The following is a 13,644-nucleotide window of genomic DNA, read 5'->3' as shown; positions in this document are numbered from 1 at the left end:
TTCTCTCACACCCTTTAATGCCATCCTAATTATAAAGACGAGAATAGACTTTTTTTAAAAAAAGACAAAATTGATATACGTAATATTTATATTATTTGAAAGTTGATTATATTTTTTGTGTGTTGAGAATATATGAAAGGCTCTTGAAAGCAAAACCTAAAACGTGACGTCAGCTTTAAATAATAAAGATTCTTTCATTTATTCTATTTCTATGCTTCTCTCCACAATTTTGTCTGGTTTTATGAGAAGAACGGGTGGATAAAAATGGCCCAATGTTGACAAAGTAGAGGTAAGGAGGGATGCTGTGTGCTAGGCCGGATCATTACATTCTTTTCATTCGTTCTATCCATATATGTTGCCTACCGCTACCGCTATCGTATGCTAAATCTACTGCTTGGTCGACGCTTTTTACGCCAAATTGCTGTTTCGCTTGCCATGCAAATCCCGTTTATTCGCGATAATGTCATGGGCTCTATGCTTCGTTATGAACGGGCGAATAAAGGATAATTCAGCAAACACCCGTAGATTCTTGGGTGTTTTTTTTGTGAAAGGTGTAAAAGTAAGCAAAGGCGCATCAATACTCAACTACTGTTTTCCTTGGTATAATACGGTTGTGGAGGTTATCTTGAATGAAGTGGAATGTACTACGTTTCGATTTAGATAACACCCCATTCAGTCCTGAAAAAGCCTTTCAAAAAGCGATTCTTTTTTGTTTCTCGGAACTAATGTCTCGCTGGGAGTGTGAACGAGGGAAGCTGCCATTGATTGAATCAAACAAATGGTTTCATGTGTTTAAAAATAATAGTAACCGGATTTGGCAAGCATTCGAGCAGGGAGAGATGGATGGAACAACCTATCGGCGCTTGCGATATTGTGAGCTATTGAAGCGGGCTGGGAGGCGGTCTATTTGAACAGCAGGAGAAAACAGCCGACCTCAGGACACCAACCCCTTATTACGGTAAATGACCTTTCGTCCTTTGCCGCCTGGTTCAAAGAAACATGGGAGAGGGAAGGATGAGAAGATGGACGTTTTACGACATGATTTGTTTTTTTGGCAATTGGTTCATTATTTTGTGACAGAGCGTCATTTTCGCGTGCTTGATATGAATCAAAAGGAAGTGTGGCTTGAAAGCGAAGAAACGAAATCGCGGAAAGTTCTTCGAGTTATACGGACTGATATTGATTGGGGCAATCACTTGAAGCAGGATGCTTCGTCTGCTGTCACTCGATTTGAAGCTTTGCGACGTCAACTTGGTCTACGTCAGCTAGAAGGGGAGAATCTGTACGTAACGGTCTTTCCACCAGTTGATGATTGGAGTGACTTGCGGGAGCCAACCTACGCTGATCGAAAGAAAAAAACAAAGGTCTATACATCGTTACTCATACAGGACGAAATCGAAAGGGAAAAAGCATTAATGGAGGTCGGAGAACGCCTCCATATGTCACTACCAACTTTCTTGGAAGCCTACGAAGATTCAGAGACGCTCATTCGCGAATATCGCAAAGAAATAAAGCAAGCAGCGAATGCTAGAATGAAGCGGGAAAGGGAGCTGTTTTTATACGGAAAACCGATCATGACCTTTGTGTTGCTTGCTATGATTGGCGTGATGTATGCGTTATTGGAGCGTAACGGTGGTAGCACAAATCTATTAACGTTGATTGAATTTGGTGCAAAATATAATCCTGCCATAATCGAAGGAGAATGGTGGCGTTTCTTTTCTTCAATGTTTTTGCACATCGGTTTCCTGCACTTGTTTATGAATTCATTAGCACTTTTCTATTTAGGTGGAACGGTGGAACGGATCTACGGGACGAGTCGTTTTATTCTCATTTATTTTACTGCTGGACTCTTTGGTTCTATCGCTAGCTTTGCTTTTAACGAGCAAGTGGCAGCAGGTGCTTCAGGGGCAATTTTTGGTTGCTTTGGTGCCCTTCTTTATTTTGGGACCATTTATCGTAAGCTCTTTCTTCGTACGATGGGAATGAACTTACTCGTCATTTTAGGGATTAATTTGGCCTTCGGCTTTGCCATTCCCGTTATCGACAATGGTGCTCATATTGGTGGCCTTATCGGCGGATATCTTGCTTCAAGTATTGTTCATTTACCAAACCATAAGGGGAGAGCCAGACAGGTGGCGATGCTTGGTGTCACGCTTTTTCTCACGGCTGCCTTATACGTATTTGGTCTTTCAAATGAAGAGAAGGCTGGCTCTGAAATAATGGATGTGCAGATTGGTCAGGAGTATATTCAAGCGGACGAGATTGAGCAAGCGTATTCGGTTCTCAAGGGTGCTGTTGAAAATGGGACTGAGATGCCTGAGGCCTATTTTTTATTGTCTTATACAGAAGCACATTTAGAAAGGTATGAGGATGCGAAAAAGCACTTATTGAAGACAATCGAGCTACGTCCCACCTTTCATGAAGCCCATTATAATCTAGCTCTTGTATATCTCGAATTGGCTGAAGTGGAACATGCATTTGCCGCTGTGGAGCGGGCGGTAGAGCTTGAGCCTGCGAAAGAAGATTATCAGAGGCTATATGAAACAGTGCAAGACCGACTAGAAGGAGAGGGGCTGCAATAGTTGGATTGGCTCTCCTTCCGACGTTCGAAAAAGAATCAGAAAATGATCAGGTGGTTTCGGTAGTAAGATAAGGGGGACGGTGCTGCCGATCGGGCTCAAAATACGCCCATCTTGGTTTTGAATGCCAAGTACATAATTTTTGTACAACACTTCCCAAAGCGTGCTTAAAAACTTAGCCGTTTGCTAAAGATTCGTTTTGAAACCGAGCAAAACGACTCAATGGAATCGATTCGTAGCTCGCAGAGGGAATGGAGAAATGCTCCAATAAGTCTCCTTTCAAAAAGGTCATCTGCTGCTGCAAAATATAATCCAATATTCGTTTCCCTTCCTCTTCTTCTGTTGTTTCTGGGATTTTAAAGGCATGAAACGAACTAAGTGGTGAATCAAAAACGTAAAGCTGGTCAAAGCTCATCATTTGCGCACTTTTGAGCACATCATTTGGGTAATGAATTTCTGCATGATGAAGCGTGATCGCTTCATAATGACCGCTATCTTCGCCAAACACCCCCTTTTCTAATTGAATAAGATCGGCATCTTCCTTCCATAAGGAAAGGGTATCCTTTAAGTAGCCATCTTCAAAAAGCAAAGAAACATCTTGTCGCAAATAAGATGTTTGGTTAAGAAGTGATTTCACGTTCCACTTTAGAATGTATTCATCGGCATCCTTGCTTGTAAGAAAATCAAGGGATGTTTTTGCCTCCGTATAGAATGCATCAGGGTCCAAAGGGAAAAAGATTAACGTTTCGTTTAATTGGTCGTGCTTTGGAATCAAAGATAAAAAGAATCCGACAGTGAAAGCTGAAAGGATGATCAATAAAATGGATGGCTTTTTAAACATGGTCGCTCCTCCAGTTACATTCAACTATGACCATATGTATGTTTGAATGAAGGAAATATGTAAACAAGCTTTCACCTGCTTTTCCTGTGCATGGAACTCCATCTTTTTGCAAACAATGCAGGTAGGTGGAGGCGATTTAATGAGTGCAAATAAAGTGAAGCATCCTGTAACAGGTAAGTTTGAACATAATGTTCATTTTTTAAGAGAAGAGCTAGCCGTTGATAAAAGTTTCGACCTAATTGATCATGAAATTGTACACGGTGGGAAAAGGATGGTTCTTTTTCTTGTGGATGGATTTGCTAAAGACCAGGCGCTTACGCAAATCCAACGGGAGCTTCTACGTATAAAGCCAGAGGAATTAGAAGAAAATGCCCTTGACCACTTAATTAAAAGTCAAATCCCTTATGTTGAAATCTCTACAAGCGATGACTTAGATGAAGTCGTCGATGAAGTGCTGTCAGGACCAGCTGCCCTTGTCGTAGAAGGAGTTCAAAAGGTCATTCTTTTAGATACACGGGAGTATCCAGTAAGAGGTCCTGAAGAACCGACAACGGAGCAAGTGATAAGAGGTGCAAAAGATGGATTTGTCGAGACCCTTGTCATGAATGCAGCCTTAATCCGACGAAGGGTTCGTGATCGCTCGCTCCGAGTTGAATATGTCAAGGTTGGTAGGCGCTCAAAATCTGATCTAGCAATGATTTACCTGGCAGATATAGCGGATGAAGCGATTATTGAGAAAATGAGAATAGGTCTAGGTAAAATTGACACAGATGGCTTGCCGATGGGTGATAAGACGATCGAAGAATTTATTTTTGGTCATCATTATAACCCATATCCTTTGGTCCGTTATTCTGAACGTCCAGACGTAACCGCAACTCACTTATTAGAGGGGCATATTGTGATTATCGTCGATGGCTCCCCTAGTGTTATGATCGCACCAACGACATTTTGGCACCATCTTCAGCACGCTGAGGAGTACCGGCAAAAGCCAGTGGTGGGCGCAGCTTTACGAGGGGTCCGTTTTCTCGCTGTGTGGGCATCGATTTTCTTGCTCCCACTTTGGTATTTACTTGCAACAAATGAGACGCTAATTCCGGCCGATTTATCATTCGTAGGAGCGGAGGATGAAGGAACGATCCCGCTTATTTATCAATTTTTAATTGCTGAAGCAGGAATTGAAATGCTGAGAATGGCGGCCATTCACACACCACAAGCTTTATCTACTGCTCTTGGCCTTGTAGCAGCTCTTTTGATTGGGGAGGTTGCGATCCAGGTTGGTTTGTTCTCACCAGAGGTTGTCTTGTATTTAGCAGTGGCAGCTGTAGGGACGTTTGCAACACCGAGCTATGAACTCAGCTTAGCAAATCGGCTCATTCGCGTAGTACTACTCATTAGTACCGCTTTTTTTAATCTTGGAGGGTACGTGATTGGTCTAACCTTGTGGTTGCTTCTTCTTATTCGGATTGATGTAATTGGGACGCCATATATGTGGCCTTTTATTCCTTTTAATGCAAGAGCTTTACGCGATGTGCTATTTCGAGCTCCTATGCCGTTGAAAAATCGCCGACCTGCCTCTATTCATCCTCAAGATCCTGACAGATAAAAGGTTGACCTCTAAGTGAAAAACGTTCCTTTCAATGTGAGTGTTTTCTCTCTTGCGGTCAACCATTGCATTTCAAAGCTTTCTAGCTACAGGCGCCCGCCTTGCGCTTTTCTTACTGTCCACCTTTCATATCTGCCTTGAAAAATTCATCCTCAACAAAAATGCTTTGTCTCTCAATTGCTTCTTTCGGGTTTGCTAAAACGAGACCAATTGGAGTGGGTTTATTTGGTGAGACAATCGTAAAAGGAATACGTAAGTCATTTGCCTTTTGTAAATAGTGAGCGTATTGCTGGTACGAGAGATGACCATTTAGATAAAGATGAAGGTCCGCTTCATTTTCCATCATTTGTTGTGCCTCAGTATAGATTCCTGTTTGGATGACTTGCCGCTTTGTTAATGCAAGGTAAATCCGTTCGCTAATGGTTGTTAAAAATATGGCTCGTTCCTCTGGTAGAACCTCAGGTGTTCCATAGAGTGCTTGGTTGATCACATCTTGTATTTTTTTGGTCAACGTCGATCCCTCTTTCATTAGAAATAATCATAAGCGTGGCGCCGTTTTTCCCACATGGAACGAAGCTTATAAAGTGTGTTGGGGCACAGCACTGAGTGTACGTTGTCGAGTTCTTAACAAGTACTTAAGCTCCGTACCCTTTTCTGAAGTAAGTGAAATCTTGTCCTGATTTCTTCGTCCAACTCATAGGATATCATATATCTCTTTTTAGGGGTGCTTCTCATAAACTTTATGATGAAGATTTCAATTAAAGCACGGAGGAGGTGTTCTCCAGTGTGGGTTAGTATGACGATTCTTGTCTTTGTTTTTGTGTTAGGTTCAACAATTGGTGGTTTGCTTGTTAGTGCAAAGCTACCACCAAGACCGGCTTCCTTTTTGCTCTTTGGTTTTCTTTTTTTTGCAATTACCTATGGCGGAATGTTTGCTGGTATGTTCTTAGATTCGTTTCTAATGATTCGGCTGCTTGATGTGATTCTTGTGGTCATCAGCCTTTTGTTTATTGTCGCCTGTTTTAAGACCTTTCATCCGACCTTTGGCTTTTTCCAACAAGAAAGGAAGCTGAATTTGCTTTTAGTCGCTGTCATTTTTTTTATTCTCGGATTAGAATGGGGAATCCTAGGGCATCGAACAGTTTTTACCCTATTCGCTTCTGCTCTTTTTTTACTAGGCTTATTTCTTGGAGGAGGCACACAACAACGCATTCGAACCAATCTTTGGAGGCTGCCTTATCATGTGTTTTTCCCCCTTACCTGGCTTCTTTTCGTAACCGTCTTAAAGCTGTTATAATAAGGGCGAGGTGAAAAGTTTGAAAACCATGTATGATGTCCAGCAACTGTTAAAACGCTTTGGGACATTTATTTATACGGGTGACCGTCAACTTGATTTAGAATTAATGGAAGATGAAATTCGTGAGTTGTACAAATGGGAATTTGTGGACATCCGTATGTTTCAGCAAGCACTGTTGGTTATTCGAACCGAGCGTGCTCAATTACAGAAGGATAAAGGTGAATCAAAAAATGGATGAGAAGTGGATAGTAGGGGTCGACCTAGGTGGAACAACAATAAAAATGGCCTTTATTACGACCTATGGCGATATCGTAGACAAGTGGGAAATTCCGACCAATAAAAAAGATGCGGGAAAGCATATAACAACAGACATTGCCCGAGCGATAGACAGCAAATTAGAAGAAAAAGGGCGTTTGAAAAATACATTAATTGGTATTGGAATGGGGGCACCTGGGTTTATTGAAATGGACACAGGGTTCATTTACCAAGCGGTAAACATAGGCTGGCGGAATTTCCCGTTGAAAGATCGATTGGAGATGGAAACGGGATTACCTGTGACGGTTGATAATGATGCGAACATTGCAGCGCTCGGGGAAATGTGGCGCGGAGCAGGCGATGGTGCGAAAAATCTACTACTTGTGACATTGGGAACAGGTGTAGGTGGTGGGATTGTCGCCAACGGACAAATTCTCCATGGGGTAAATGGGATGGCTGGAGAAATTGGTCATATTACCTCAATTCCAAAGGGTGGCGAACCGTGTAATTGTGGAAAAAGCGGTTGCCTGGAAACCATCGCGTCTGCAACGGGCATTGCACGGATCGCAACGGAAAACCTTCAAGCCCATACGGATAGCCGATTATGGACTGTGTATCAATCAGCAGGAATGCTCACTGCGAAGGATGTGTTTGAAGCAGCCGATGAAAATGATGCCTTTGCCTTAAAGGTGATTGATGAGGTTGCCTTTCATTTAGGATTAGCGATTGCTAACTTAGCGAATAGCCTTAACCCAGAAAAGATTGTCATTGGCGGAGGGGTTTCGAAAGCAGGGGACACGTTGTTACAGCCTCTTAAAAATCACTTCAAAACTTATGCACTAGAACGAGTTGGAGCAGGGGCAGAATTCCGCATTGCAACGCTTGGAAACGATGCAGGTGTTATTGGTGGGGCTTGGCTAGCAAAGCAATAGTTTGATTTTGTTTTCTGGCAGCTTTCTGACCATACAAAAGGAAAAGGAAGCTCATACTTTAAAGTAAGGATAAATGTAAGGAAGTTCTTATCATATGATGTTTGAGCATGCTTATTGGCAAGGTGAATGAACATACATGAGAATGAAATAAGTGAAAAGAAAAAGGGGAACGAATCGATATGACGGAGTTTCGAACGGAGAGAGATTTACTTGGTGAAAAGCAGGTGCCAAAGGATGCCTATTACGGTATTCAAACAATGAGAGCACGAGAGAATTTCCCAATTACTGGATACCCACCCCATGAAGAGCTCATTCGCGCTTTTGGTTACGTAAAAAAAGCTGCAGCGATGGCAAACAGAGATGTTGGAGTTCTACAGGTAAACATTGCTGATGCGATTATAACCGCAGCTGATGAAGTGATCGACGGAAAATGGAACGACCAATTCGTAGTTGATTCCATTCAAGGCGGCGCAGGTACGTCCTTTAATATGAATGCAAACGAAGTCATTGCCAACAGAGCCATTGAGTTGTTAGGTGGAGAGAAAGGTGAATATATGCGTGTGAGTCCAAACACCCATGTGAACATGGCTCAATCGACAAATGATGCCTTTCCTACAGCCATTCATATTGCTTCCCTTCGTTTAGCACAAGCATTAGCAGAGGTTCTCGGAGAGTTAATCGAGGCAATGAAAGAAAAGGAACAAGAATTTGACACGGTGTTAAAAATGGGAAGAACCCATCTTCAGGATGCCGTACCGATTCGAATGGGACAAGAATTTGGTGCGTATCGTCGTGCTCTTACAAGGGATTTAGGTCGCCTTCAACAGGCAATGGACCATCTTTATGAGATAAATATGGGTGCGACAGCGGTTGGCACTGGTTTAAATGCACAGCCTGAGTATATTAAGAAAGTATCAGCCTATTTAGCTGAAATTACTGGATTCTCTTTTAAAACGGCTGAAGATCTCGTGGATGCCACACAAAATACAGATGCCTATACAGAGCTCTCCGCTGCCTTAAAAATAATGGCCATCAATCTTTCAAAAATTGCTAACGACCTAAGGCTCATGAGTTCTGGTCCGCGAACGGGATTAAATGAAATCAACTTACCGCCGCGTCAGCCAGGTTCGTCGATCATGCCAGGAAAAGTGAATCCTGTTATGTGCGAAGTGATGAATCAAATTTCCTTCCAAGTAATTGGGAATGACCATACGATAAGTCTAGCGTCTGAAGCTGGTCAGCTTGAGTTAAATGTGATGGAGCCAGTTCTTGTTTTTAACCTTCTTCAATCACTTTCCATCTTAAAAAATGGTATTCAAGTGTTCCGTCAATTCGCCATTGAAGGATTGACTGCAAATGTTGAACGCTGCCGGCAGATGGTCGAGAGAAGTGTAGGAATTATTACAGCGATTAACCCACATGTAGGCTATGAAGTCGCAACAAGAATTGCAAAAGAAGCGATTGAAACCGATCGTCCTGTTCGTGAAATCTGTTTAGAGCGAGGAATTTTATCAGAAGAGGAATTAAATGAAATTCTAGATCCGAAGGAAATGACAAACCCTGGAATTGCAGGGGCACGGTTTATTTACGGATAAATGTTGAGGCGCCTACTCGCTAGGTGCCTTCTTCTTTTAAGTTGAGGTGAAATAAAGTGAAAAATTATTGAAAAAAATGAAACTTTTTTTATTGCTAAAGCGTTATAATAAAGAGAATTGCTTTTTCTATTGCTAGCAAAAAAGGTTTATGAATCGAATTTTTTAAAAAACGATGCATCGCCGTCCTTTCTACATCGTAAGGACGAGATTTAAAAAAAGAGAAAACACATACCAGTTCAAAGCTGTCTAGCTCCCAGCGTCTAGCTGCTTGAGGTTGTAATAGCCTGTAAATGGTTGCCTAAACGTGGCAACACATTGACGGGCTTCCAGCACTTGTCTTGGTTAATCAAGGCGCTTGCGCTTTTCTTACTTAAAGCAGGAAGGAGAATCTTGTTGAAGCACGTTTTTTTATTAATGAGCGTATGTGTGCTAGCATTGACAGGATGTTTTTCAGGAGAGCAAGAGAGCCAGCCTTTACCGGAACGGCTGGCTCAAACACCAGAAAAACGTGATGTGCCTCCAGCTTTCTTTTCAGGTTCAGATGTCATTCCTATTACAGACAATGCCCAACGTTATCTCGAGGTTGCTGACTGGTTTGATGACCAGTCGATCCTTTATATAACCGATGAAGTTGAAGGTTCCGTCGTCTATCGATATCAGCTACTTACAGGAGAGCAAAGTCTTTTCTTTCAGGTAGAAGAACCGATCGTTGCTGTCTCTTCAAATGATGCGAAAAGTCTTTTTGCGATCCAAACGGTGACGAACGAAGGGGACGCCCCTGTTTATTTAGTGAATGAGCAAGGTGAATTGCAAATGAAGCTAGAGGAATTAGGAGAGGACTTTTCTCTGTATTGGAACCCCTATAATGAGCAAGAGCTAATTGCGGTTGCATTTTTGCCTGATTGGGAACAGGACATTTACGACATTGATGTGGCGGCTCGTAAGATAATGCCTCTAAACTTGAATCAATCGTACCTTCAATGGGTGAACCGTGATACGATTGCGTACTTAGAATGGGATGAGTTCGAGCCTAGCTTTTCAGCACCGCTTTATTCTTATGATATTGAAACGGAGGAAGAGTCACTCTGGTTAGAAGACATCATTGCGTTTATCGGCTATGGGACAGATGTTTCGTTGACGGTTTCAGTTTCGAGTCCATATGATGCCTATTCCTTATACCGTTTTTATGAAGGGCAAGAGCCAGTAGCTGAGCTGGAAGTTCCGATTTTAAATACGTATTCTGAACAGTGGTGGATTCCCTTTCATGATTTTGATGAAAAAAACGGCATTTTTTATTATCTTCGTCCAAAAGAAAACGGTGATTTCTTCGATTACAATCAAGGCTACTCTTTAATGGCGTTTAATGTTGAAAATGGGAGCGAGACTCACGTCATGGAGATAGCGGACCATTTACCGATTCTCGTCTCACCGTCTGGTAAATGGTTATTGTACGGCTCAAGCTTTGAGACCGTGATTGATTTAGAAGAAAAGCTATCGACAGCCTTGTTTTAACGATGCGGTGCTTTGCATGAAAACAATGATATGTCATAATAGAATGGACAACTTGACGAGTAGAAGACTAGGGGTGTCGGCATCAAGCTGACTGAGAAAAAGGTGAACCTTTTACCCTCATACCTGATCTGGATGATGCCAGCGTAGGGAAGTCGACTGTGAATGAGAAGATCATGAGTAGCCGGCGTCCTGCGAAGGATTGCTGGTTTTTCTTTTACATTCGATGTTGAAACGCCATAAATTTAAGCACTTGAAAGGTGGGACTTGTATCATGAAAGACTTTCAGCTCTATGCGATTACAGGGGAAGAGTTTCATCCGAACCGTGACCTCGTTGAAGTCATGGAAGAAGCAATTCTTGGCGGGGTGGATATTATTCAGCTCCGCGATAAAAAAAGCAAAAAGCGTGACGTTTTAAAGAAAGCGAGAGCGTTGCGGGAATTGACGAAAAAGCATGACGTTACATTCATTGTAAATGATCACATTGATATCGCTCTTGCCGTTGATGCAGACGGTATTCATCTTGGCCAGGACGATTTGCCTCTTAAAGAGGCAAGGGCGATCATGGGACCTGAAAAAATAATCGGAATCTCCACCCACAGAATCGAAGAAGCACGTGAGGCCGAAGTGGGTGGAGCAGATTATATTGGCGTTGGCCCTATCTTTCCAACAAATAGTAAGGAAGATGTGGTCGATCCCGTAACAACAAGCTATATTCAACAGGTTGCCGGGGAAATTTCAATTCCATTTGTAGCGATTGGTGGAATTAAGCTTCATAATGTTGAGCGAGTGCTTGATGCGGGGGCAAGCCGGATTTGTATGATTAGTGAAATTGTTGGCGCTGAGAAGGTTCGAGAAACATGCGAGCAATTTACGCAAATCTTAAAGAGGAAGGTGCATTTGTCATGATGTTGTCGGTGAACGGTGAAACGATCGAAATTAACGTGTCGACCTTAGATGAGCTCGTACAGCATTACAAGCTTGAAAAGCAGCTTGTCGTGACAGAGGTGAATGGGGTTATCATCGACCGAGATAATTGGGGCTCAACAGCCGTCGAGCCAGGTATGAAAATCGAGCTTGTACATTTTGTAGGGGGAGGTTGAACACGATGAAAAATGATCCACTTATGATTGCAGGGCAAGAATTATCGTCCCGTTTCTTTTTAGGGACAGGGCGTTATCCGAACCCATTTGTGCAAAACGAAGCGATTAAAGCATCTGGAACAGAAGTTTTGACGTTTGCGATTCGTCGAGTCAACTTAGATGCACCAGGGGAAGATGCGATTTTACAACATTTAGAAGGGCAAACGTTTACCTATTTACCGAATACCTCCGGGGCAAAGAATGCGGAAGAAGCGATACGCATTGCTCGTTTAGCAAAAGCATCAGGCTTAAGCAATTGGATTAAAGTCGAAATCAGTGTGAATGAACGAACCTTACTTCCTGATCCGATTGAAACATTAAAGGCGACAGAAGTACTGGTAAAGGAAGGTTTTACCGTCCTTCCCTATACTTCTGATGATCCCGTCTTATGCAAAAGGCTTGAAGAGGCCGGTGCGGCAGCCGTCATGCCTGGAGGGGCACCGATTGGTACAGGACTTGGAATTTTAAACCCATACAATCTTGGATTAATTGTTGAAGAAGCGAATGTCCCAATCATAGTAGATGCAGGGTTAGGCTCTGCAAAGGATGTGACAGAGGCAATGGAGCTAGGTGCTGATGGAGTGCTGATGAACACGCCTGTCGCTAAAGCGAAAGATCCTGTGAAGATGGCAACGGCGATGCGGTATGCCATTGAAGCTGGTCGACTGTCTTATCTTGCTGGACGAATTCCGAAAAAGAAATATGCAACTGCGAGCAGTGGCTTTGAAACGTTAATTTCTAACTAATAGAAAGAGTGAAACAAATGGGGGAAAACATACTCGTCCTCGGAGGCGGTGTTATTGGTCTTGCAACAGCCTTTGAGCTCCGGCAAAGAGGCCATGAGGTAACGATTCTTGAAATTGCTACATGTGGGGGACAGGCATCTGGTGCTGCTGCAGGAATGCTAGCACCTTATTCAGAAATTGGTGAAGATCCAGATGATTTTTTTCGGTTTTGTTTAGCTAGCTTAAAAGCGTATCCACAATGGCAGCAGATGGTCAAATCGATTTCAGGAGCAGCGTTTGAATACACTAATTCAGGCAGTCTTCATGCTGTCTATCATGAGGCTGATTTGTTAGCGCTCCAGTCACGAAAGCAGTGGCAAGGAGCTTTTGGGGCTGAGTCTGAGCTGTTGGATCGAGAACAATTAAGCAAGCTGGAGCCAGAATTATCACGTGATGTTGTTGCAGCGATGTATTATCCGGAAGAAAGCCACCTGTTCGCACCAGATTATGTAAAGGCGCTAGAGCAGGGCTGTCGTAAACTAGGTGTAACCATTGTGGAACACCTAGAAAAAGTGGAGGTTATCGAATGGCAAGCTGATCTTTTCTTAAAAGCAAAAAATGGACAAACCTTTACAGGAGACCGTCTCGTTGTTTGTTCTGGTGCATGGTCACAGGAATTAGAAGATACCTTCTCGATTCGGATTCCAGTCTATCCGATTCGTGGACAAATTTGTGCCTATCACATACCAGTTGGCACAGTGAAGCATATCGTCTACACGAGCCAAGGGTATCTTGTGCCGAAAGAAAACGGCACACTCGTCAATGGTGCGTCTGAAGATATTGCTGGCTTTGCCACATCAGTGACAGAAAAAGGAATTAAGCGGTTGACGAATTGGAATCGAAACGTCTTTCCTTTTCTAGAAAAGAAAGAACCTTTTCATCGGTGGGCAGGTCTGCGTCCAGCAACACAAGATGGATACCCATTAATCGGGAATCTTCAAGATGCTCCACACATTACATTTGCTACAGGGCATTATCGAAATGGAATATTGCTAAGCCCGATTACGGCCTTAACTGTGGCTGACATCGTGGATGGAAAGCAAGAGCGTGTGTCTATTAGCCTTTTTGATCCGCAAAGATTTACTTAATTTTGGAAGGAGAAAGA

Annotated in this window: 15 protein-coding genes and 1 riboswitch; of the genes, 13 read left to right on the top strand and 2 right to left on the bottom strand. The window is 42.8% G+C overall.

The annotated features are described in order from the left end of the window. Nucleotides 1–306: 306 nt before the first annotated feature. The 3 genes from BLT_RS0113575 to BLT_RS0113560 all read left to right on the top strand — a co-directional run bounded on the left by BLT_RS0113575 (nt 307) and on the right by BLT_RS0113560 (nt 2,582). Nucleotides 307–507 carry a hypothetical protein gene (locus tag BLT_RS0113575; protein ID WP_017728321.1) on the top strand — a complete coding sequence of 67 codons (201 nt, stop codon included), beginning with the start codon at nt 307–309 and terminating at the stop codon, nt 505–507. Between the two features lie 122 nt (nt 508–629). Continuing rightward, nucleotides 630–911 (top strand): hypothetical protein, encoded by a 282-nt coding sequence (locus tag BLT_RS0113570; protein WP_017728320.1) that lies wholly within the window; start codon nt 630–632, stop codon nt 909–911. A 111-nt stretch (nt 912–1,022) separates the two neighbouring features. Next, on the top strand, nt 1,023–2,582 hold the full coding sequence (locus tag BLT_RS0113560; RefSeq protein ID WP_017728318.1) for a rhomboid family intramembrane serine protease: 1,560 nt from the start codon (nt 1,023–1,025) through the stop codon (nt 2,580–2,582). A 172-nt stretch (nt 2,583–2,754) separates the two neighbouring features. On the opposite strand, the gene BLT_RS21970 is transcribed toward BLT_RS0113560, so the two are convergent. Next, entirely contained in the window at nt 2,755–3,420 is a 666-nt protein-coding gene (locus BLT_RS21970) for a hypothetical protein (RefSeq protein ID WP_017728317.1), read from the bottom strand. Between the two features lie 139 nt (nt 3,421–3,559). Here BLT_RS21970 and BLT_RS0113550 point away from each other — a divergent pair, with 139 nt between their 5' ends. Beyond that, a complete protein-coding gene (locus tag BLT_RS0113550; protein ID WP_017728316.1) occupies nt 3,560–5,023 on the top strand; it encodes a spore germination protein in 1,464 nt (487 codons plus the stop codon). Between the two features lie 112 nt (nt 5,024–5,135). Here the strand turns inward: BLT_RS0113550 and BLT_RS0113545 are convergent, their stop codons facing one another. Beyond that, complete coding sequence (locus BLT_RS0113545) at nt 5,136–5,534, bottom strand: YueI family protein (RefSeq protein ID WP_017728315.1); 399 nt, start codon at nt 5,532–5,534, stop codon at nt 5,136–5,138. A 273-nt stretch (nt 5,535–5,807) separates the two neighbouring features. On the opposite strand from BLT_RS0113545, the gene BLT_RS0113540 reads away from it, so the two are divergent. From BLT_RS0113540 to thiO, 9 genes are all read left to right on the top strand, one after another. Then, complete coding sequence (locus tag BLT_RS0113540; protein ID WP_017728314.1) at nt 5,808–6,320, top strand: hypothetical protein; 513 nt, start codon at nt 5,808–5,810, stop codon at nt 6,318–6,320. Nucleotides 6,321–6,339: 19 nt separating this feature from the next. Beyond that, a complete protein-coding gene (locus BLT_RS0113535) occupies nt 6,340–6,558 on the top strand; it encodes a YqgQ family protein (protein WP_017728313.1) in 219 nt (72 codons plus the stop codon). Then, a complete protein-coding gene (locus BLT_RS0113530; RefSeq protein WP_017728312.1) occupies nt 6,551–7,507 on the top strand; it encodes an ROK family glucokinase in 957 nt (318 codons plus the stop codon). Before BLT_RS0113535 ends, BLT_RS0113530 begins: the two co-directional genes overlap by 8 nt. 179 nt (nt 7,508–7,686) lie before the next feature. Then, complete coding sequence (gene aspA, locus BLT_RS0113525) at nt 7,687–9,102, top strand: aspartate ammonia-lyase (protein ID WP_017728311.1); 1,416 nt, start codon at nt 7,687–7,689, stop codon at nt 9,100–9,102. Nucleotides 9,103–9,495: 393 nt separating this feature from the next. Beyond that, nucleotides 9,496–10,614 (top strand): YqgU-like beta propeller domain-containing protein, encoded by a 1,119-nt coding sequence (locus BLT_RS0113520; protein ID WP_017728310.1) that lies wholly within the window; start codon nt 9,496–9,498, stop codon nt 10,612–10,614. A gap of 59 nt (nt 10,615–10,673) precedes the next feature. Continuing rightward, nucleotides 10,674–10,781: riboswitch (TPP riboswitch) on the top strand. Nucleotides 10,782–10,885: 104 nt separating this feature from the next. Beyond that, a complete protein-coding gene (gene thiE, locus BLT_RS0113515; protein WP_017728309.1) occupies nt 10,886–11,521 on the top strand; it encodes a thiamine phosphate synthase in 636 nt (211 codons plus the stop codon). After that, nucleotides 11,518–11,715, top strand: coding sequence for a sulfur carrier protein ThiS (thiS, locus tag BLT_RS0113510; RefSeq protein WP_017728308.1), 198 nt, complete (start codon nt 11,518–11,520; stop codon nt 11,713–11,715). The genes thiE and thiS overlap by 4 nt, the downstream gene beginning before the upstream one ends. A gap of 5 nt (nt 11,716–11,720) precedes the next feature. Then, on the top strand, nt 11,721–12,500 hold the full coding sequence (locus BLT_RS0113505; RefSeq protein ID WP_017728307.1) for a thiazole synthase: 780 nt from the start codon (nt 11,721–11,723) through the stop codon (nt 12,498–12,500). A gap of 17 nt (nt 12,501–12,517) precedes the next feature. Further along, nucleotides 12,518–13,627: a glycine oxidase ThiO gene (thiO, locus tag BLT_RS0113500; protein WP_017728306.1), complete on the top strand. Its 1,110-nt coding sequence runs from the start codon at nt 12,518–12,520 to the stop codon at nt 13,625–13,627. Nucleotides 13,628–13,644: the final 17 nt, after the last annotated feature.

Origin of the sequence: Halalkalibacterium ligniniphilum (genome assembly GCF_000334155.1) — a bacterium.
Taxonomy (GTDB): Bacteria; Bacillota; Bacilli; order Bacillales; family Bacillaceae_D; genus Halalkalibacterium; species Halalkalibacterium ligniniphilum.
This window is presented reverse-complemented; position numbering and strand designations above follow the sequence as displayed.

Bases quoted from the DNA above. Each gene is read 5' to 3' on its own strand.
- BLT_RS0113505 (WP_017728307.1), top strand. From the start codon at position 11,721: ATGAAAAATGATCCACTTATGATTGCAGGGCAAGAATTATCGTCCCGT.
- BLT_RS0113570 (WP_017728320.1), top strand. From the start codon at position 630: ATGAAGTGGAATGTACTACGTTTCGATTTAGATAACACCCCATTCAGT.
- thiS (WP_017728308.1), top strand. From the start codon at position 11,518: ATGATGTTGTCGGTGAACGGTGAAACGATCGAAATTAACGTGTCGACC.
- BLT_RS0113560 (WP_017728318.1), top strand. From the start codon at position 1,023: ATGGACGTTTTACGACATGATTTGTTTTTTTGGCAATTGGTTCATTAT.
- aspA (WP_017728311.1), top strand. From the start codon at position 7,687: ATGACGGAGTTTCGAACGGAGAGAGATTTACTTGGTGAAAAGCAGGTG.
- BLT_RS21970 (WP_017728317.1), bottom strand. From the start codon at position 3,420: ATGTTTAAAAAGCCATCCATTTTATTGATCATCCTTTCAGCTTTCACT.
- thiO (WP_017728306.1), top strand. From the start codon at position 12,518: ATGGGGGAAAACATACTCGTCCTCGGAGGCGGTGTTATTGGTCTTGCA.
- BLT_RS0113550 (WP_017728316.1), top strand. From the start codon at position 3,560: ATGAGTGCAAATAAAGTGAAGCATCCTGTAACAGGTAAGTTTGAACAT.
- BLT_RS0113530 (WP_017728312.1), top strand. From the start codon at position 6,551: ATGGATGAGAAGTGGATAGTAGGGGTCGACCTAGGTGGAACAACAATA.
- thiE (WP_017728309.1), top strand. From the start codon at position 10,886: ATGAAAGACTTTCAGCTCTATGCGATTACAGGGGAAGAGTTTCATCCG.